The sequence below is a fragment of the Leisingera sp. genome, from assembly GCF_034669605.1.
Classification (GTDB): domain Bacteria; phylum Pseudomonadota; class Alphaproteobacteria; order Rhodobacterales; family Rhodobacteraceae; genus Leisingera.
In genome coordinates this window covers 1-20357 of the sequence record NZ_JAXMOX010000003.1, presented here as the reverse complement: position 1 = coordinate 20357, position 20357 = coordinate 1, and the positions used below count along the sequence as shown (strand labels likewise).

Annotated in this window: 17 protein-coding genes and 1 pseudogene; 11 read left to right on the top strand and 7 right to left on the bottom strand. The window is 56.6% G+C overall.

What is annotated here, in order from left to right:
• Positions 1 to 249 precede the first annotated feature (249 nt).
• The 7 genes from VOI29_RS00605 (at position 250) to VOI29_RS00575 (ending at position 7693) form a co-directional block, all read left to right on the top strand.
• Entirely contained in the window at positions 250 to 705 is a 456-nt protein-coding gene (locus VOI29_RS00605) for a CopD family protein (RefSeq protein WP_323775526.1), read from the top strand.
• A 174-nt stretch (positions 706 to 879) separates the two neighbouring features.
• The gene (gene rho, locus VOI29_RS00600) at positions 880 to 2151 is read left to right on the top strand and encodes a transcription termination factor Rho (protein ID WP_323775525.1); all 1272 of its coding nucleotides are present in this window, start codon (positions 880 to 882) and stop codon (positions 2149 to 2151) included.
• Positions 2152 to 2182: 31 nt separating this feature from the next.
• Positions 2183 to 3469, top strand: coding sequence for a tRNA uridine-5-carboxymethylaminomethyl(34) synthesis GTPase MnmE (gene mnmE, locus VOI29_RS00595; protein WP_323775524.1), 1287 nt, complete (start codon positions 2183 to 2185; stop codon positions 3467 to 3469).
• Positions 3470 to 3482: 13 nt separating this feature from the next.
• Positions 3483 to 5357, top strand: coding sequence for a tRNA uridine-5-carboxymethylaminomethyl(34) synthesis enzyme MnmG (gene mnmG / locus VOI29_RS00590; protein ID WP_323775523.1), 1875 nt, complete (start codon positions 3483 to 3485; stop codon positions 5355 to 5357).
• On the top strand, positions 5354 to 5971 hold the full coding sequence (rsmG, locus tag VOI29_RS00585; protein ID WP_323775522.1) for a 16S rRNA (guanine(527)-N(7))-methyltransferase RsmG: 618 nt from the start codon (positions 5354 to 5356) through the stop codon (positions 5969 to 5971). Before mnmG ends, rsmG begins: the two co-directional genes overlap by 4 nt.
• Entirely contained in the window at positions 5964 to 6773 is an 810-nt protein-coding gene (locus VOI29_RS00580; RefSeq protein ID WP_323775521.1) for an AAA family ATPase, read from the top strand. The genes rsmG and VOI29_RS00580 overlap by 8 nt, the downstream gene beginning before the upstream one ends.
• Before the next feature lie 26 nt (positions 6774 to 6799).
• Positions 6800 to 7693 carry a ParB/RepB/Spo0J family partition protein gene (locus VOI29_RS00575; RefSeq protein WP_323775520.1) on the top strand — a complete coding sequence of 298 codons (894 nt, stop codon included), beginning with the start codon at positions 6800 to 6802 and terminating at the stop codon, positions 7691 to 7693.
• Here VOI29_RS00575 and VOI29_RS00570 read toward each other — a convergent pair.
• Genes VOI29_RS00570 through rph form a run of 4 tightly spaced genes read right to left on the bottom strand, consistent with a single transcriptional unit; the run spans position 7683 to position 10512 of the window.
• Positions 7683 to 8036, bottom strand: a complete 354-nt coding sequence (locus VOI29_RS00570; protein ID WP_323775519.1) for a YbaN family protein — start codon at positions 8034 to 8036, stop codon at positions 7683 to 7685. The two genes, VOI29_RS00575 and VOI29_RS00570, sit on opposite strands and share 11 nt — an antisense overlap.
• Before the next feature lie 4 nt (positions 8037 to 8040).
• Entirely contained in the window at positions 8041 to 9195 is a 1155-nt protein-coding gene (hemW, locus tag VOI29_RS00565; RefSeq protein ID WP_323775518.1) for a radical SAM family heme chaperone HemW, read from the bottom strand.
• Complete coding sequence (gene rdgB / locus VOI29_RS00560; protein WP_323775517.1) at positions 9188 to 9802, bottom strand: RdgB/HAM1 family non-canonical purine NTP pyrophosphatase; 615 nt, start codon at positions 9800 to 9802, stop codon at positions 9188 to 9190. The genes hemW and rdgB overlap by 8 nt, the downstream gene beginning before the upstream one ends.
• Positions 9799 to 10512 carry a ribonuclease PH gene (gene rph, locus VOI29_RS00555; protein WP_323775516.1) on the bottom strand — a complete coding sequence of 238 codons (714 nt, stop codon included), beginning with the start codon at positions 10510 to 10512 and terminating at the stop codon, positions 9799 to 9801. The genes rdgB and rph overlap by 4 nt, the downstream gene beginning before the upstream one ends.
• 143 nt (positions 10513 to 10655) lie before the next feature.
• On the opposite strand from rph, the gene hrcA reads away from it, so the two are divergent.
• Both hrcA and VOI29_RS00545 read left to right on the top strand, forming a co-directional pair.
• Complete coding sequence (gene hrcA / locus VOI29_RS00550) at positions 10656 to 11720, top strand: heat-inducible transcriptional repressor HrcA (protein WP_323775515.1); 1065 nt, start codon at positions 10656 to 10658, stop codon at positions 11718 to 11720.
• Positions 11721 to 11729: 9 nt separating this feature from the next.
• Positions 11730 to 12293, top strand: coding sequence for a nucleotide exchange factor GrpE (locus VOI29_RS00545; protein ID WP_024092134.1), 564 nt, complete (start codon positions 11730 to 11732; stop codon positions 12291 to 12293).
• Positions 12294 to 12383: 90 nt separating this feature from the next.
• Here VOI29_RS00545 and mutS read toward each other — a convergent pair whose 3' ends face one another.
• Positions 12384 to 15014 carry a DNA mismatch repair protein MutS gene (gene mutS, locus VOI29_RS00540; protein ID WP_323775514.1) on the bottom strand — a complete coding sequence of 877 codons (2631 nt, stop codon included), beginning with the start codon at positions 15012 to 15014 and terminating at the stop codon, positions 12384 to 12386.
• Between the two features lie 101 nt (positions 15015 to 15115).
• Positions 15116 to 15949 (bottom strand): flagellin, encoded by an 834-nt coding sequence (locus VOI29_RS00535; RefSeq protein ID WP_323775513.1) that lies wholly within the window; start codon positions 15947 to 15949, stop codon positions 15116 to 15118.
• A 300-nt stretch (positions 15950 to 16249) separates the two neighbouring features.
• On the opposite strand from VOI29_RS00535, the gene VOI29_RS00530 reads away from it, so the two are divergent.
• Positions 16250 to 18505: an NADP-dependent malic enzyme gene (locus VOI29_RS00530; protein WP_323775512.1), complete on the top strand. Its 2256-nt coding sequence runs from the start codon at positions 16250 to 16252 to the stop codon at positions 18503 to 18505.
• A gap of 6 nt (positions 18506 to 18511) precedes the next feature.
• Complete coding sequence (locus VOI29_RS00525; protein WP_323775511.1) at positions 18512 to 19384, top strand: ribokinase; 873 nt, start codon at positions 18512 to 18514, stop codon at positions 19382 to 19384.
• A 156-nt stretch (positions 19385 to 19540) separates the two neighbouring features.
• Here VOI29_RS00525 and VOI29_RS24510 read toward each other — a convergent pair.
• Positions 19541 to 19912, bottom strand: a pseudogene (locus tag VOI29_RS24510) (transposase); the annotation flags it as partial.
• Positions 19913 to 20357: the final 445 nt, after the last annotated feature.

The window sequence follows — 20357 nt, the reverse complement described above, 5'->3', positions numbered from 1 at the left end:
CTCCCCGGTTCATCCCAGCCTTATCCCCAAGCACAGATGGGGATGCGCGGCGTTAACGCACCTTATTTCCGGGGTGTTTAGAAGAATCTTATGACTTCTTTCCCGTCCAGTCTGGAATCTTATCCCTGCTGGGGATAAGCGGAGGAAGATTCACTTATCCACCGGAATCCATGCACACTACAAAAACATCATCCTTCTAATATATCTTTAATTATTAGGGTGATCAGATCTGACCGGGGAGACTTGCCTATGGATCCGAGCGACCTGATGTTCACGCTCTACCCGTATGCCAAATCACTGCACATCATGGCTGTACTCAGCTGGATGGCAGGGCTTTTCTATCTCCCCCGTCTGTTCGTGTATCACGTGGAGCAAGCACAGAAGGTTCAGGACACAGTACCGATCTTTCTGGAAATGGAAGAAAAGCTCCTCCGGGTTATCATGCGCCCAGCAATGTATGTGTCGTGGGCCGCTGGACTATTCATTGTGCTGACACCGGGTATCGTTGATTGGAGCTCGGTCTGGCCCTGGACCAAGGGCGTGTCAGTGATCGCGATGACCTGGTTCCATCACTGGCTTCTGTTCCGCTTTCGCGACTTTTCTGCCGGCGGGAACAGACTGTCTGGCCGGCAGTTCCGGTTGATGAACGAAGTGCCTACCGTTCTGATGGTGGTGATTGTTGTCTCGGTGATCTTCAAGTTCTAACGCAGAGGCGCAGAAAAGGGCCTTGCAGCCCCGGAACGACTCCAGCCGGCGTTTGACTCATCTGAAACGAGTCCCTATGTATGGCAGCCAACGGGTCCGTCCGGGCCACCGTGTTTTCCAATCCTGTCGTGTGACCAACCCCTGGATGAACGGGGGAGTAGAGGCCGTATCTATATGACCGTGCAATCCCTGAATCTGTCCGATCTCCAAGCTAAAAGTCCCAAGTCTCTGTTGGCAATGGCCGAGGAGCTGGAGATCGAAAACGCCTCGACCATGCGCAAGGGCGAGATGATGTTTCAGATCCTGCGTGAACGTGCAGATGAGGGCTGGGACATCAGCGGTGACGGCGTGCTTGAAGTATTGCAGGACGGTTTTGGTTTCCTGCGTTCGCCTGAAGCTAACTATTTGCCGGGTCCAGACGATATCTATGTTTCACCCGACATGATCCGCCAGTATTCATTGCGGACTGGCGATACTGTTGACGGCCAGATCAAGGCGCCGCTAGAGACCGAACGCTACTTCGCGCTGACCAATGTCACTTTGATCAATTTTGAAGAGCCGGAGAAAGCCCGCCATAAGATCGCTTTCGACAACCTCACTCCGCTCTATCCTGATGAACGGTTGAAAATGGAAGTCGAGGATCCCACCATCAAAGACCGCTCGGCGCGGGTGATTGACCTGGTGGCTCCGATCGGCAAAGGCCAGCGGTCGCTGATCGTTGCACCGCCACGTACAGGTAAGACGGTGATCCTGCAGAATATCGCGCACTCCATCGAGAAGAACCATCCTGAGTGCTATCTGATCGTTCTGCTGATCGACGAACGCCCGGAAGAAGTGACTGACATGCAACGTTCGGTGAAGGGCGAAGTTGTCTCTTCGACCTTTGACGAGCCGGCGACTCGCCACGTTGCAGTCTCGGAAATGGTCATCGAAAAGGCCAAGCGGTTGGTTGAGCATAAACGAGATGTTGTGATTCTTTTGGACTCCATCACAAGACTTGGTAGAGCCTTTAACACCGTGGTGCCATCGTCGGGCAAAGTTCTGACCGGGGGTGTTGATGCAAACGCCCTGCAGCGGCCCAAGAGGTTCTTTGGTGCAGCCCGGAACATCGAAGAGGGTGGTTCGCTGACCATTATCGCCACCGCGCTGATTGATACCGGCTCGCGTATGGACGAAGTGATCTTTGAAGAGTTCAAAGGTACCGGTAACTCGGAAATCGTGCTGGACCGCAAGATTGCAGATAAGCGGGTGTTCCCGGCTATCGACATACTCAAGTCCGGCACCCGAAAAGAGGATTTGCTGGTCGACAAGGTTGATCTGGCCAAGACTTTTGTGTTGCGCCGGATTTTGAATCCGATGGGCACAACCGATGCGATTGAGTTCCTGCTGTCTAAGCTTAAGCAGACAAAGTCGAACACCGAGTTCTTCGATTCGATGAACACCTAATCAGGGCGGTCTGGAAAAGAAGGGCCATCCCATGGAAACGATCTTTGCGCTGGCTTCCGCACAGGGGAAGGCCGGGGTCGCGGTAATCCGCGTCTCGGGTCCTTTGGCGCATGAAGCCGGCGCGCAACTTTGCCGTGGCGCGTTGCCGGCGCGGGGCAAAAGCCTGAAAATCCTGAAAGACCAATCAGGAGAGCGTCTTGATGAGGCTTTGGTGCTGAGCTTTACGGCTCCCAAAAGCTTCACAGGTGAAAATACTGTTGAATTTCAAGTGCATGGAAGCACAGCTGTGGTTGCAGCAGTGCTTGAAACCTTGGGCCGTATCGCCGGTTTGCGGATGGCTGAGCCGGGTGAATTTACCCGTCGCGCCTTGGAAAACGGCAACCTGGACTTGGCTCAGGTTGAAGGGCTCGCGGATTTGATTGACGCGGAAACCGAAGCGCAACGCAGACAGGCCCAGATAATTCTTGCCGGCGGGTTGGGGGAATTGGCTGAAACCTGGCGCGCAAGTTTAATCCGTGCGGCATCCCTGATTGAAGTAACGATTGATTTCGCTGATGAAGAAGTACCAGTAGATGTAACTCCGGAAGTTTCTGCTCTACTGGCCGAAGTTCAAGCCGGCCTTGCAAGAGAAACTGATGGAGTGAAAATTGCAGAACGGATCCGCAGCGGGTTCGAAGTGGCTATCATTGGGGCTCCCAATGTCGGGAAATCAACCCTATTGAACGCGTTGGCCGGCCGCGAGGCAGCCATTACGTCTGAATTTGCCGGCACCACCCGGGATGTTATCGAAGTGCGGATGGATCTGGCAGGCCTGCCGGTGACATTGCTGGACACCGCGGGATTACGGGATACCGAAGACCACGTAGAAGGTATTGGTATCGCTTTAGCACGGAAACGCGCAGAAGATGCTGATTTAAGAGTGTTTTTGGCGGAGAAGAATGACATTCTTGATGTCGCGATGGAGGATGGAGATATCCGTCTTCAACCAAAGGCTGACCTGCGCGGCGATGCAGAGAATGCGATCTCAGGAAAGTCCGGGCAGGGTATAGACAGACTTGTCGAACACATCTCTCTGATTCTGAAAAACCGGTCGTCTCAAGCGGGTATTGCTACGCGCGCTCGACACCGGGATGCGATGTTGTCTGCTTTGGTAAGTTTAGACGAAGCGCAGGATATACTATCGCGCGGTCCTGGATTTTATGATATCGCCGCCGAGGAGATGCGCTCGGCTATACGGGCGCTGGAAACGCTGGTGGGCCGGATCGGAGTGGAGAATCTCCTGGACGAGATTTTCTCGAGCTTCTGCCTGGGGAAGTGAAGGAGTGTTTCACGTGAAACATCCGAAGTATGATGTGATTGTTGTTGGTGGCGGGCATGCCGGAACTGAGGCGGCCCACGCTGCAGCACGCATGGGTGCAGCTACAGTTCTGATTACCCTGAATCGAAACGGCATCGGTGTGATGTCGTGCAATCCTGCTATCGGCGGATTAGGTAAGGGGCACCTTGTCCGGGAAATCGATGCTCTTGATGGAGTAATGGGACATGTTGCTGACCTTGCGGGAATACAATTCCGGCTGCTGAATCGCCGAAAAGGGCCCGCGGTTCAAGGTCCAAGAGCCCAGTCTGACCGGGCGATCTATCGTCAGGAGATGCTGAGACTGACCGAGGCACAACCAAACCTAGATATTCTGGAAGGTGAGGTTACGGATTTCCTGATGGCGGGGGAAGCCGTATCTGGCGTTGTGCTGGCCGATGGCAGTGAAGTTCCAGCCAAGGCAGTTATCCTGACCTCCGGGACATTTCTGCGCGGTGTCATACACATCGGTGAAACTTCAAGGCCAGGAGGTCGGATAGGCGATAAGCCTTCGGTAAAGTTAGCGGAACGCCTGGATAGTTTTGATCTGCCGTTGGGCCGGCTAAAGACCGGCACACCACCTCGGCTGGATGGGCGCACGATAGATTGGGATAGTCTGGAAAGACAGCCCGGAGATGAGGATCCGGTATTCTTCTCATTTATGAGCAGGGGCGCGAGCGCCAAGCAAGTTTCCTGCGGGATAACACATACCAACGCGCAGACTCATGACATCATCCGAAAAAATCTGGAACGGTCAGCAATGTATGGCGGCCATATTGAAGGTGTCGGGCCTCGGTACTGCCCATCAATTGAAGACAAAATCGTGCGGTTCTCCGAAAAGGACTCGCACCAGATTTTCTTGGAACCGGAGGGCGTATCGGACCACACGGTCTATCCGAATGGAATTTCCACAAGCTTGCCGCTGGACGTCCAAGAGGCGTATGTCCGCTCCATCAAAGGGTTAGAGAAGGCAAATATTCTTCAGCCAGGCTATGCAATTGAATATGACTATGTAGACCCTAGGGCTCTGAAACTGGATCTGTCATTGAAGGATGTGCCGGGCTTGTATCTGGCCGGCCAAATCAACGGTACAACCGGATATGAAGAGGCCGCTGCGCAAGGCATGGTCGCCGGCTTGAACGCTGCGCGCAAAGCCCAGGCGAAAGACCCTGTAACTTTCGGCCGCTCAAACAGCTACATTGGCGTGATGATCGACGATCTTACTACTAATGGCGTTACTGAACCCTACCGTATGTTCACGTCGCGGGCGGAATTCCGGCTGTCCTTGCGGGCAGATAACGCGGACCAACGGCTTACGCCTTTAGCTATCGAAATCGGCTGCGCGGGAGTAGATCGTCGGAGTGCGTTCTTGGAAAAGAACGAGCGCTTAGCATCAGGCCGGGATATTCTGAGGTCGCAATCGTTCACCCCAAAACAGGTATCTTCCGCTGGTATACGGATTAATCAAGATGGAACCCGTCGCGACGGGTTTGATGTTCTAGCGTTTCCGGATGTCACTTTTGAGGACCTTATTCCGCTTCTGCCTGAATTGGATGGAGTAGATCATGAGGTTCGCCGGCAATTGGAGCGGGATGCGCTCTACGCCAACTACATCGCACGGCAACAAAGGGAAGTTACAGCGATAAAGAGAGATGAGGGCTATCTATTCCCTACAGATTTTTCATTCGAGGGAATCGAAGGCCTGTCCAAAGAGTTGCAAAGTAAGCTTTCCCAGTCCCGTCCTGAAACCCTGGCGCAGGCTGCGCGCATTGATGGTATGACTCCGGCTGCGCTTGCTCTTCTTCTGGCCCGCTTACGGCGTGGCCTGCCGCGGAAGGGGAAGTCCGCGTGAATAGGACAGCGATTATTGAAGAGCTTGATGTTTCACGTGAAACATTGTACCGATTTGAGGTTTTTGAACAGGTTATACGTAAGTGGAACCCAAAAATTAATCTCGTTTCGAAGTCCAGCTTGGATCACCTATGGATGCGTCACATTGTCGATTCTGTGCAAGTGTTTCGGTGTAGTGACTCAGTTGAACACTGGGTTGATATTGGAAGCGGCGGAGGTTTCCCCGGTCTGATTGTCGCTCTACTTGCTGCAGATGAAGTACCTGGCATGAGGGTAACCTTGATTGAAAGCGATCAGAGAAAATCTGCATTTCTTCGGACCGCCGCACGGGAATGTGGTGCTAAAGTGGCCATCTTAACGGATAGAATTGAACGGGCTAGGCCCCAAGAAGCTGACGTTCTTTCTGCTCGGGCGCTAGCCGATTTAACTACTTTGCTGGGATTTTCTGAACGCCATCTTTCGCCTGCAGGGGTGGCGTTATTCGCAAAAGGTGAAAGCTGGAAAAAAGAAGTGGATAACGCGCGGCAGCAATGGCAGTTCGATGTGGAACCGGTTAAAAGTCTGACAGAACAAGAAGCAGTAATCCTGAAAATAAGGGAAGTGGCACGTGTCTGATTACTCCCGCCCCGAGGGGCCTCGTATTATCGCGGTGGCAAATCAGAAAGGCGGAGTTGGAAAGACAACAACAGCCATCAACCTTGCGGCCGCCTTGGTGGAAACCGGATTGCGCGTGCTCGTCGTCGATTTGGATCCGCAAGGGAATGCTTCAACCGGACTGGGTATTGAACCGTCTGACCGGGATCTGACAACCTATGATCTTTTAGTTGAAGATTCATTGCTGAGTGACGTCATTCAGAGGACTGAGATTGAGGATCTGTGTATTATTCCAGCCACGGTTGACCTAAGTTCGGCTGATATCGAACTCTTTACCAATGAAAAACGCAGTTTCCTGCTGCACGACGCTCTGCGTCAAACAGCAATGGACGAGTATGATTGGGACTACGTCCTAATTGATTGCCCGCCCTCCCTGAACCTTCTGACAGTCAATGCAATGGTGGCAGCGCACTCGGTTCTGATTCCGCTGCAAAGTGAATTCTTTGCCCTGGAGGGGGTGACCCAGCTTATGCTGACAATTAGGGAAGTTCGGCAGTCAGCGAATCCAAACCTACGGATCGAAGGAATTGTCCTAACCATGTTTGATCGCCGTAACAACTTGTCGCAGCAAGTAGAACAGGACGCGCGGGACAATCTGGGTGATCTGGTGTTCCAAACGAAAATCCCGCGCAATGTCCGGGTGAGCGAAGCACCTTCCTATGCGCAGCCGGTGCTGAACTATGATACGAATTCTCTGGGTGCACAGGCATACCGCGCATTGGCAGAAGAGATCCTGAATAAACATCACAAGATAGCGGCATAAATGAAGAATACCTATCGGAGGCAATCATGGCAGACAAGAAAACAAAACCACGCGGACTCGGCCGGGGATTGTCAGCGTTGATGGCAGATGTGAACCCTGCGCCGGTGAGCACGCAGGCAGAGGCTCCGCGGAATGCGGAAGTTCTGGTTCCTATTGAAAATGTCATTGCTAATCCGAACCAGCCGCGTCGTCAGTTCCTGCAGGAGGACTTGGATGATCTGACTGCGTCGATCAAGGAAAAGGGCGTTCTGCAGCCACTGATAGTGCGGCCGCGGCCGGGCGGAATGTACGAAATCGTTGCTGGCGAACGCCGGTGGCGCGCCTCTCAGGCTGCCCAACTTCATGAAGTGCCTGTCCTGATCCGGGATTATTCGGATGTTGAGATGATGGAAGTGGCCATTATCGAAAACATTCAGCGCGCGGACCTGAATGCACTGGAAGAGGCACAGAGCTACAAGCAACTGATGGAAAAATTCGGCCATACGCAAGAACGGATGGCTGAAGCACTTGGCAAAAGCCGTAGCCATATTGCAAATCTAGTGCGCCTTCTGCACCTGCCGGAAGATGTTCAGATCCTGGTGCAGGAACGCAAATTGTCGGCTGGACACGCTCGTGCGCTGATTACCTCTGACAACGCTTCAGACCTTGCAGCAAAAATTGTCAAGGGAGGGCTGTCGGTTCGCGCAACGGAAGCGCTGGTCAAGAAAGATGCCGCAGGTGCACTGACCTCGGTTACGAAGAAGCCGAAAAGGATACCGGAAAAGGATGCGGATACCCGCGCTCTTGAAGGGGATCTGTCGGCTGTGCTGAAAATGAAAGTGTCCATTGATCACAAGCCCGGCGGCGAGGCCGGCGCTGTAGTTATCAGTTACGATAACCTGGATCAGCTGGACGAACTGTGCAACTTGCTCAGCCGCTAGGCCGGGTCCAAATGAACAGAAGAACGGCAGATAGGACGACGGTTTGAATCCCTAAAATATGACTGGGAATACCAAGCATCAGAGACAGTCCGAAAACGGCGGCAATCGAGACGGTTGCCGCCGTTTTTGCACCTGATCGGATGGCGCCGCGCTCGCGCCAATCCAGGATCATTGGGCCAAAAATATTGTGATCCACAATCCAACTATGCAGGCGCTCAGATGAGTTTGCGAAAAAGAACGCAGCGAGTAGAAGGAAGGGAACAGTTGGCAGCAAGGGCAGAACAATACCTATGACGGCCAAGGCAACACAGAACAGTCCAAGGCCAGCATAAATAAAACGCATTGCTTCAATCCATTAACAGTTCGCGGAGGACCGCATTCAATAGGGCGCGTCCCTGTTCCGTCGCGCGAAGCCTCTGGTCAGAGATAGTTACCATGCCCATCTGGACAAGGTCTGCCAACCGGTTCTGAGGAAGTTCTGCGCCTGAAAGTTCGGCGAAACGCACCATATCCAGACCTTCAGAGAGGCGCATCCCCATCATCAAGTATTCCACCGCAGCAACTTCTGGGGAAAGAGAGTCGCGAAGGGATTCTCCGTTACCGTTTCTGACCGCTGCCAGCCAGGCTCCTGGGGCCAGATGGGTTTCCGTGGCATATCGGGAACCGTTCAAAGTTAACCGGCCATGGGCGCCGGGGCCGATCCCGGCATAGTCGCCGTAGCGCCAGTAGATCAGATTGTGACGAGATTCCGAGCCTGGCTTGGCGTGGTTGGAAATTTCATAACAGCCCATACCATAAGACGCACAAATTTCCTGGGTCGCTTGGTACATGTCCGCGGCCGTGTCGTCAGCCGGCAAGTCCCGCAGCTTGCCCCGGGCATAGCGGTCACCAAAAGCGGTGCCGTCCTCAATAGTCAGTTGGTAGAGCGACAGGTGGTCAATAGTCATTGAGAGCGCCTCACGCAGTTCAGCCTCCCAGCCTTTCAATGTCTGACCCTGGCGGGCATAAATCAGATCAAAGCTGACCCGGTCAAAGCAATTTCGGGCGATGTCGAAGGCGGCTTTGGCCTCGGAGACGCTATGAATGCGTCCCAGCCGGTGCAGATCTTCGTCATTCAGAGCCTGAATGCCCATCGAGACCCTGTTGACCCCGGCATCCCGGTAGCCGGCAAAGCGGCCAGCCTCGACAGAGCCTGGATTCGCTTCAAGAGAGATTTCTATGTCATTGGCAAAGGGCCAGATTTCACGTGCTTTTTCAATAACTGCAGCTACGGTTTCAGGCTGCATCAATGAAGGTGTGCCGCCGCCAAAGAATATTGAGTTGAGGACGCGGCCGGAAAGCTGCTGTGACAGTCTGTCCAGTTCATTTACATAGGCCCTAACCCATAGGTTCTGGTCAATATTTGCGGAGACATGACTGTTGAAGTCGCAGTAAGGGCATTTGGCCTGGCAAAAGGGCCAATGCACATAGAGGCCAAAGCCTGCTTTGCGCCAATCATCCACCGAAACAGCCCTGGACGAACTGGGTAACTGCCTTACCGCGGTGGCTTATCTTGTTTTTTTCTTCGGGGTCCATTTCGGCACAGGTGATGTCATAACCGTCTGGCTGGAACATTGGGTCATAGCCAAAGCCATGCTCGCCGCGGATCGGCCATATAAGTTGGCCGGGCATCACGCCTTCGAACACTTCGTCGTGGCCGTCAGGCCACGCAATAACCAGGGTACAGCGGAACTGGGCGGTGCGGGGGGCTTCGGCGCCAACGGCGTTCAGCTTTTCATTCGCACGCGCCATCGCCCTCTGAAAATCACGGCCATTCGGGGTTTCTGCCCAGTCGGCGGTATAGACACCCGGGGCACCATTCAGCGCATCAATAGTGATACCGGAATCATCTGACAGGGCTGGCAGGCCGGTTGCCTTGGCAGCTGCGTGGGCCTTGATCCGGGCATTGCCGACAAAGGTGTCTTCAGTTTCTTCCGGCTCCGGCAGGTTCATTTCGCCGGCGCCGGCGACGCTGACGCCAAAGGGGGCGAGTATCTCGGTGATCTCTTTCAGCTTACCCTTGTTGTGGGTGGCGACAAGCAGTTTGCCGCCTTCCAGTTTGCGGGTCATTTGCAGGCAGCCTTTTGCATCTCTGCGAGTTCTGTGGTGCCTTTGGCGGCCAGATCCATCAGCTGGTTCATCTGGTCCCGGGAGAACAGGGAGCCTTCGGCAGACATCTGAACTTCGATCAGCTTGCCCGATCCGGTCATGATAAAGTTTCCGTCGACGCCGGCCTCTGAGTCTTCCGGATAATCCAGATCCAGCACCGGCTGGCCTGCGTAGATGCCGCAGGATACCGCCGAGACCGGATCCGTCAAAGGATCCATCTTCACATCGCCGGCTTTCATCAGCTTGTTGACTGCCAGGCGCAGAGCCACCCAGCCGCCGGTGATCGAGGCGCAGCGGGTGCCGCCATCGGCCTGCAGCACGTCACAGTCGACGGTGATCTGACGTTCGCCCAGGGCGACGCGGTCAACACCGGCGCGCAGGGCCCGCCCGATCAGACGCTGGATTTCTACAGTGCGGCCGCCTTGCTTGCCCGATGCTGCTTCGCGGCGCATGCGGGTGTTTGTGGCGCGCGGCAGCATGCCGTATTCTGCAGTGACCCAGCCAAGTCCGGTTCCCTTGATAAAGGGCGGCACGCGGTCTTCGATGGTGGCGGTGCACAGGACGTGGGTATCGCCGGCCTTGATCAGGCAGGAGCCTTCAGCGTGCTTGGTGAAGCCGGTCTCAATTGACACGGCGCGCATTTCATTCAGTTCTCTTCCCGAGGGTCGCATGGCACATCCTTTATTTTCTGGCTTGGGGATATCCCCCTGTCGACAGGCGATGCAAGCCCGATTGACCTTTTCGCGCGCTGCTCTTTAATGACATCCGGGCTTTGGGTTCCTATGTTGAATCCGCAAGAAACGTTGGAAGACTGATGAGCGAAGCGAACAATATCCTTCAAGACCTGAATGACCGCTCGCGGGAAGTTTTCCGGACGGTGGTTGAAAGCTATTTGGAGAGCGGCGATCCAGTTGGAAGCCGTACGCTGACACGTTCACTGAGCGAAAAGGTAAGCGCGGCCACCGTTCGCAATGTTATGCAGGATCTGGAATATCTTGGCCTTCTGGACAGTCCGCATGTAAGCGCTGGCAGGGTGCCCACCCAAATGGGTTTGCGGATGTTTGTCGATGGGCTGCTGGAGGTTGGTGACCTCAATGCAAACGACCGCCAGAAAATCGATGCAACGCTGGGCAAGAATGCCGGCGATGTTGGCGGCATGCTGGACAGGGTCGGCGCGGCACTGTCCGGTGTCACGCAAGGCGCCTCGCTGGTGCTGACACCCAAGCATGAGGCGGAAATCCGGCATATCGAATTTGTTTCTCTGGCGCATGACCGGGCGTTGGTGGTTCTGGTGTTTTCCGACGGTCATGTGGAGAACCGCCTGTTCAAGCCGCCGCCGGGCCAGACACCGAGTTCGATGCGGGAAGCGGCGAATTTCCTGAATGCGCTGATTGAGGGGCGGACGCTGAGCGAGGTGCAGCGGGAAATCCAAAAAGAGATATCGGCACGGCGGCAGGAAATCGACAGCCTGGCACATGCTATGATCGAAAGCGGGCTGGCCGTATGGGAGGATGAGGGCAGCGATCAGGCACGGCTGATTGTGCGCGGCCGGGCGAATCTGCTGGCCGAGACTGGAGCGGCCGAGGAGTTGGAGCGGATCCGAACCCTGTTTGACGACCTGGAGCGCAAGCGTGATATCGCCGAATTTCTGGAACTGACTGAAGACGGCGATGGCGTGCGCATTTTTATCGGTTCCGAGAACAAACTTTTCTCACTTTCGGGTTCCTCTTTGGTGGTGTCTCCCTATATGAACGCGGATCGAAAGATCATCGGTGCGGTAGGGGTGATTGGCCCGACGCGCCTGAATTACGGACGGATCGTGCCGATAGTGGACTATACGGCACAACTGGTCGGCAAACTGTTGTCTGACCGGAGTTAGAGGTGAAACATGGCAGAGCTCAAGGACGAAGACTTTCTGGATGACATCGCTGCCGCCGAGGCTGAAGAGCTGGCGGGGCAGACCGAGGAATTTGATGATGCCTCGCTGGAAATCGATGCGCTCCGGGCGGAACGGGATGAGCTGAAGGACCGGTTCATGCGGGCGCTGGCGGATGCCGAAAACGCCCGTAAGCGCGGTGACAAGGCGCGCCGGGAAGCGGAGAATTATGGTGGCTCGAAACTGGCCCGTGACATGTTGCCGGTTTACGACAACATGAAGCGTGCAATCGAGGCGGCGACCAGCGAGCAGCGCGAAGTTGCGGCGGCGCTGATCGAAGGTGTGGAGCTGACCATGCGCTCGCTGCTGGGCGTGTTTGAAAAGCATGGGATCCGGGTTGTATCGCCAGAGGTTGGCGACAAGTTTGATCCGCAGGTGCATGAGGCAATGTTCGAAGCACCGGTGCCGGGCACTAAGGCTGGTGATATTATCCAGGTGTCCGCCGAAGGCTTCATGCTGCACGACCGTTTGCTGCGCGCGGCGCAGGTCGGGGTGTCTTCTACGCCGGCTGGCTAAAGGGAAGCAGGCCCTCCGGGGCTTGCGCCTCGGCAGGAAGCTTATTGGCAATGAAAGAAAGGCGGAGCCGTTTGGCGCCGCCTTTCTGTTTTACGTAGCTGCCTGTTTCAGCTTGTAGAGAATCTCCAGCGCTTCCCGCGGCGAGAGCTCGTCCGGGTGTATGCTTGCGAGGAATTCCTCAGCAGGAGAGGGGCCAACCGGTGCCGTTGGCTCTGGCGGCGGTGCGGCAGCGAAGAGTGGAAGATCGTCAATCTGGATTTTCGTTCCGCCTTCACGGCTGCCTTTCTCGAGCATGTCGAGTACATCTCGAGCACGCGCAACAACCGATGCCGGAAGGCCGGCCAACTGCGCCACTTGCACGCCATATGACCGGTCAGCAGCGCCTTTATGCACTTCGTGCAGGAAAATCACTTCGCCTTCCCATTCCTTGACCGCCACTGTGGCGTTGTCGACGCCTTCCAACTTGGCGGCAAGCTGGGTCAGTTCGTGGTAATGGGTCGCAAACAGCGCGCGCGAGCGGTTAACATCATGCAGGTGTTCCAGAGTGGCCCAGGCGATGGAGAGACCATCATAGGTCGCAGTGCCACGGCCGATCTCATCCAGAATCACCAGAGCCCGGTCGTCGGCCTGATTTAGAATAGCTGCGGTTTCGACCATTTCCACCATGAAGGTGGAGCGGCCGCGCGCGAGGTCGTCGGATGCACCGACCCGGCTGAAAAGCTGGCTAACGACGCCGATATGGGCACGTTCCGCGGGAACGTAGCTTCCCATTTGGGCAAGCAGGGCGATCAGAGCGTTCTGGCGCAGGAATGTTGACTTACCGGCCATGTTCGGACCAGTAAGCAGCCAGACCGCCGCGCCGTCCTGTGCTGACAGATCGCAATCATTGGCCACAAAAGTCTCACCGCCTTGCCGCCGCAGGGCATGCTCCACCACCGGGTGGCGTCCGCCTTCCACGTGAAACGCGCGGCCGCCGTCAACCTTGGGACGGCTCCAGTTTTCGCCACGTGCCAGATCGGCCAGACCGGTCAGAAGATCCAGCTCAGCCAACCCGCGGGCGGCAGTGTTGAGGCGGGCGGCAGTCTTCAAAATTGCCCCGGAAAGCTTTGCATAGAGCCGCTTTTCAGTTTCAAGAGCCAGGTTACCGGCATTCAGGATGCGGGTTTCGATTTCGCTCAGCTCCACAGTCGTGAAACGGACCTGATTGGCGGTTGTCTGGCGATGGATATAGGTTTCGTTCAGTGGCGGCGACATCATTTTATCCGCGTGGGTCGCGGTGGTTTCGATGAAATAGCCCAGCACATTGTTGTGCTTGATTTTCAGTGACGTGATGCCGGTATGTTCCGCGTATTTCTGCTGCATGGAAGCAATCACCGAGCGGCCTTCGTCGCGCAGGGTGCGGGCTTCGTCGAGTTCCGGGTCGTAACCGGTTGCGATGTAACCGCCGTCCCGCGCCAGCAGTGGCGGTTCTGCCACTAGGGCCGCTTCAAGGAGCGACAGCAGATCGTCGAACCCTTGAAGATCTGACATGGCACCGGCCATAAGCGCAGGCAGTTCGAGACCGGCGCAGAACCCAGCAATTGCTTCGGCCTGCGACAACCCGTTGCGGATGGCAGCCAAGTCGCGCGGGCCGCCGCGCTCCAGAGCCAGGCGGGAGAGCGCCCGGTCCAAGTCCGGTGTTTTGCGCAAAGCCGCGCGCAGGTCTTCGGCGGTCTGTGCGTGGTCAACAGCGAAATCCAATGCGGCAAGGCGCTGGTGGATGACATCCAAATTGCGGGACGGGCTGGACAGCCGTTGCTCCAGCAGTCGGGCACCACCGGGGGTAACTGTCCGGTCGACAACAGCCAGCAGAGAGCCGTTGCGGCCGCCGGAAAGCGAGCGGGTCAGTTCCAAGTTGCGGCGGGTGGCTGCATCAATCTGCACAACCCGGTCCTGCGCCTCCTGCTGCGGCGGCTGCAACAGCGGCAGTTTGCCTTTTTGGGTGATTTCCAAATAGTCGATCAGCGCGCCCATGGCTGAGACCTCGGCACGGGTGAAAGTGCCAAAACCATCCAGGGCGCTGACGTTGAACAAGGTGCAGATGCGCCTTTCCGCGGCGGTACTGTCAAAGCTCGCCTTGCCTAGCGGTGTGAGCGGGATCTTATATTCATCGGCCAGAGGGCGGGCGGTGCCATAGGCCGGGCCATCCGCAACGATGAGCTCCGAAGGCGCCAGACGGGCCAGTTCGGGAGACAAGCGGATCCGCGCAACCGGCATCACATGGAACGCGCCGGTGGAAATGTCCGCCCATGCCAGTGCGGCTTCGTCCCGCAGTTCAGAGTAGGAAACCAAGAAATTGTGGCGCCGGGCTTCCAACAGAGACTCTTCGGTCAGCGTGCCGGGGGTCACGAGCCGCACCACATCCCGTTTCACCACCGTTTTTGAACCGCGTTTTTTGGCCTCAGCCGGGCTTTCCAGCTGTTCGCCCACGGCTACGCGAAAGCCCTTGCGGATCAGGGTCAGCAGATAGCCTTCGGCAGCGTGGACAGGCACTCCGCACATCGGAATGTCCTTGCCATTGTGCTTTCCGCGTTTGGTCAACGCTATATCCAGGGCTTCTGCGGCGTTGACTGCGTCCTCAAAGAACATCTCGTAAAAGTCGCCCATCCGGTAAAAAAGCAACGCATCCGCATGTGCTGCCTTGATCTCGAGATACTGCGCCATCATGGGCGTTACGGTCATGAAAATTCCCCCGGGTCGTCTTTGTAAGACGTGTACTATGGGGGTGGTCCGAGGAAAACCCGGATGTGGCTGCCGCCAGGATCCTCAGCGGCAGCCTGCTGTCAGTAGAGATTGCGGAGCGTGTCGGGCATCGTATGGACGATGGACAGTGAGACTGAACTCAGCTGCTGTTGTGCCTGCAGCGCCAGGAGTTTTGCCGCCGCCTCCTCCGTGCTGGTGTCGATCATCAAACTGACCCCACGGGTGATCGTATCCGACAACTTTCCGACGAACTGGTTCTGTTCTGCAATGCCGCTGGCGCTGGCGCCTAACGCAGCAGAACTGCTGATTGCATAAGTCAGGAAACCCTCGATTTCGCCTAGGGCGGTCAGCGCACTGGCGCTGTCGGTTATGACAGTCCGGTTGCCGATGTTAAACTGCGGGCTGCCTTCGAAGTCCACACCATCGACGCTGAGCGTCGTCAGGCCTCCGGCCGCAGACAGTGCAGACGGAACAGCCAGCGCTGTGCCGCCATTTCCGTCCACGTCGGTCTTCAACAGGTTCACGCCATTGAAATTGGATGACGAGATTATTGAATTGATCTGCTCGGTTCTAAGCGACAGAGCAGCTTCGAATTTGCTGAGATCCCCCATCCCGCTTGCCGCCATAACTGCCAGAGACCTCATTTCGGTCAAAGTATCAGCGATCTGTTCCGCTCCGGCGGAAGCAACCGCCACGGTGGCTTCACCCAACGACAACGAGTCCGAGACAGAGCGTAATCCGGAGACATCTGAATCCATCAGCTCGGAGATCGCCCAAAGGGCGGCGTTATCCTGCGCTGTGTCGACTTCTTTGCCGGTGGATATGCTGGTTTGTACGGTGTCGAGCTGGCTACTGACGCCGCCCAATGCCTGCAAGGCAACCATCGCTCCGGAATTGTTCTGGAAGCTTATCATCCCTCAGTATTCCTTCGATCCTAGGCCCGTGTTCCGGGTGTACAAATGACATTCTGACAGGTGCTTCTCAGGCCCATGAGTTCAAGCGCGCAGCACCACCTGGCGGACAGGTGCGTGTTAATACCTATTAGTAAAATACAACGGCTGGAGATCTGCTTTAAGGTGAAATCTTGACGGCTTCTATCGTCTTTTAGTCGTGTTTATCTCAATTCTGGCCATACAGATTCTTGAAAGCCCGGATTGAGGGGCGCGGTTGGCTGGGCTAAGACGGACTGTGACGAGGAGAGGACACGAGATTAAATGCCCAAAACAAAGATCACCGACGCAGAAGCCCTGGCGTTTCACCTGGAGCCGTCTCCAGGCAAATGGGAGATCAATGCCACTGTCCCGATGACAACGCAGCGGGATTTGTCGCTGGCGTACTCTCCCGGCGTTGCGGTGCCTTGCGAGGCAATCGCGGAAAATCCAGAAACTGCCTATGATTACACCAATAAGGGTAACCTGGTTGCGGTGATTTCTAACGGCACGGCGGTCTTGGGGCTGGGCAATCTGGGGGCTTTGGGGTCCAAACCGGTGATGGAGGGTAAATCTGTCCTGTTCAAACGCTTCGCCGACGTGAATTCGATCGACATCGAGCTGGATACCGAGGATCCGGACAAGTTCATCGAAGCGGTCAAGCTGATGGGGCCGACTTTTGGCGGCATCAACCTGGAGGACATCAAGGCGCCCGAGTGTTTCATCATTGAGCAGAAGCTCAAGGAAGAGATGGACATTCCTGTCTTTCACGACGACCAGCACGGAACCGCGGTGATCTGCGCGGCCGGCCTGATCAATGCGCTGCATTTGTCGGGCAAGAAAATTGAGGATGTGAAGATCGTCCTGAATGGGGCAGGAGCAGCCGGCATTGCCTGTATCGAGCTGCTGAAAGCGATGGGCGCACGGCATGAAAACTGCATTGCCTGTGACACTAAGGGAGTGATCTACCAGGGCCGCACAGAAGGCATGAACCAGTGGAAATCGGCCCATGCGATCCAGACCGACCTGCGCACCCTAGAAGAGGCGATGCGCGGCGCGGATGTGTTCCTGGGCGTCTCGGTCAAGGGTGCAGTGACGCAAGAGATGGTCGCCTCGATGGCGGACAATCCGGTGATCTTTGCCATGGCCAACCCGGATCCTGAGATCACTCCGGAGGAGGCGCATGAGGTGCGTGTCGATGCCATTGTCGCGACCGGCCGGTCGGATTACCCGAACCAGGTCAACAACGTGCTGGGTTTCCCCTATCTGTTCCGCGGCGCGCTGGATATCCACGCCCGCGCCATCAACGATGAGATGAAAATAGCCTGTGCCCACGCTTTGGCTGCCCTTGCCCGCGAGGATGTGCCGGACGAAGTGGCGCTGGCCTATGGCAAGTCTCTGTCTTTTGGCCGCGACTACATCATTCCTACCCCCTTTGATCCCCGGCTCATCCACCGGATTCCGCTGGCGGTGGCCAGGGCCGGCATGGATACCGGTGCCGCGCGCCGCCCGATCGTGGACATGGACGCCTATGAGGTCGGATTGAAATCCCGCATGGATCCGACCGCTTCTATCCTGCGCGGGTTGAATGCCCGTGCCCGTTCCGCCCAGTCCCGGATGATTTTTGCCGAAGGTGACGATCCCCGTGCGCTGCGCGCTGCGGTGATGTACCAGCGTTCCGGCTTTGGGAAATCATTGGTTGTGGGCCGGCAGGAGGATGTGCGGACCAAACTGGAAAAGGCCGGACTTGGCGATGCCGTGCGTGAACTGGAAATTGTCAATGCAGCCAACACGCCGAATTTCGATGTTTACAAGGACTTCCTGTATAACCGCCTGCAGCGTAAAGGTTTTGATCACAAGGATATTCACCGGCTGGTAGGACGTGATCGGCACGTATTTGCCAGCCTGATGCTGGCGCATGGGCATGGCGACGGCCTGGTCACTGGCGCGACTCGGAAATCAGCCCATGTTCTGGAGCGGATCAACCATGTGTTTGATGCCGACGCCGACCATGGTGCCGCCGGCGTAACGGCGCTGCTGCACAAAGGGCGGATCGTTCTGATCGGGGACACTTTGGTGCACGAATGGCCGGATGAGAACCACCTGGCAAACATCGCTGAACGTGCCGTGGGCGTCGCCCGCCATATGGGGCTTGAACCGCGGGTGGCCTTTGTCAGCTTCTCCACCTTTGGTTACCCAGTGTCAGAACGCTCTGAAAAAATGCATGTCGCGCCCACCGTGCTGGATAAACGCGGTGTTGATTTCGAATACGAAGGTGAGATGACCGTTGATGTGGCGCTCAACGAGCGGGCTCAACGGTATTACCCGTTCCAGCGCCTGAGCGGCCCGGCTAACATCCTGATCGTGCCGGCCCGCCACTCGGCCTCGATCTCGGTCAAACTGATGCAAGAAATGGGCGGCGCCACGGTGATCGGCCCGATCCTGTCCGGTATCGACAAGCCGGTCCAGATTTGCTCGACCACCTCCACCACCAATGACATTTTGAATATGGCGGTACTGGCAGCCTGCAACATCGGGTGATCTCATATGGCAATCTGGAACCTCGGCTCGATCAATGCGGACATGGTTTATGCTATGCCGCATTTGCCGGCGGCGGGGGAAACCCTTGCCGCCCGGCACCTTGACCGGTTTCTTGGCGGCAAGGGGGCGAATATGTCCGTGGCCGCGGTTCGGGCCGGCAGCCAGGTGCATCACATCGGTGCGGCGGGCCCTGACGGGGTCTGGGCGGTTGAGCGATTGAAGGGCTATGGAGTTGGAATTCGCGATATTGCCGAGGTGGACACCCCGACGGGCCACGCCATCATTGCGGTGGAACCAAAGGGTGAAAATCAGATCATCCTGTTTCCGGGCGCCAACCGTGCGCTGACCCGGAACCAGCTGGATCAAGCGCTTTTGCGGGCATGTGCAGGCGACATTCTAGTGATGCAGAATGAAACCAACATGCAGGAGGAAGCTGCCCGCGCGGGCCGCGATCGCGGGCTGCGGGTCTGCTACGCCGCCGCCCCCTTTAACTCGGACGCAGTCCAAGCGGTTCTGCCATTTCTCGACTTCCTGATCTTGAACGAGGTGGAAGCCGGACAGTTGAAAGAGGCGTCTGGAAAGTCACCCGATGAGCTTGGCGTCAAAGACGTGATCATCACTCTCGGCGCCAAAGGCGCGCGGCATATAAACGGCGAAACCGGTGTGATACTGGATGTTTCCGCTCTTCCGGTGACACCAGTAGATACGACGGGGGCAGGAGACACTTTCACCGGATATGTTCTCTCAGGTCTGGATCGGGGTTTGCCGTTGGCAGAGGCAATGTCACTGGCCACGCAGGCTGCGGCGCTGATGGTCACGCGCCATGGCACAGCGGACGTGATCCCTGAACTTAAAGAAGTTCAGGCGGCTTGCTTTTGATTTGAGACGGTTTACCTCTTTCTGGTCAAAATACATCGAGGGAATTGGCCGTCAGGCCAAGGTGGGCAGCGTCCCCGCTTTAATGCCCTTCGATAAAAGGTGCGGCATCGCTTCACAACTGAGCTACCCGATCACCGGCCAGTCGGGAACGGGGAGGCCCGGGTCCAGAACCGGCGCCGTGGTTTCATCTATTACCCGGCAGGTGATTTGCAGGGCAAATCTGCCGAGAGGGCCTGAACAGCTTGCCTGAGCCCTTAAGGTGCTCAGCGAGCCGGTCGACTATCAGGCCAAAGTGGAAGGCGGCGGTGCCAACCCAAACGGCGAGCGCGCTGAGGTGGAGATCAATCCCGGAGCGGGCGAGGATCTGGCTCTGGTGGTATAATGGCAAATGGTCCGAGAACTTGGCTGCCAGGACTTGCGCGATGGTGCCCCGGTCGGCAGCCCGCCGTCGATCAGATGCGCAGGGGCCGGTGCCTGGGTGACACTCTCGGTGCAGGCGCAGCAGGCATACTTGGGGCGGAGGGTGACCCCTCTCGTGCATGACGCTGAGCTGTGCCAGATTGCAGATGATTTGCACCGCCTCATAATGACCGCTGCCGTCGCGGCTGACGTTTTTGCAAGTCGGGTTTTCAGTCTTGCCGCCGGTACAGCCCGCACAGCTTCGATCACCCCGGGCACGCTTTCATAATCGCTTTCCACACACCAGCCCCCCGGCCACGGTCAGCACGACAGTCGCTTGTGCTTGTGCTTGCACCGGATTGGCATGAGCAACCGTACCGATCGTAAAAAGGCCCATCAAAGTCAAAGGTCCCAGTCTGTCCAGTAAACGCATTCTGGCCTTTCATTCTTGTCTTAGGCTGATCCTTGGCTCCCATGCGATAAGGGAGCCGCTGACCGGCACCTCAAATATGCCGGACAGCGGCGGGGGACGGATCGGGACATTCCAGGTCGTGCAAGGACCGAAAAGCAGTGT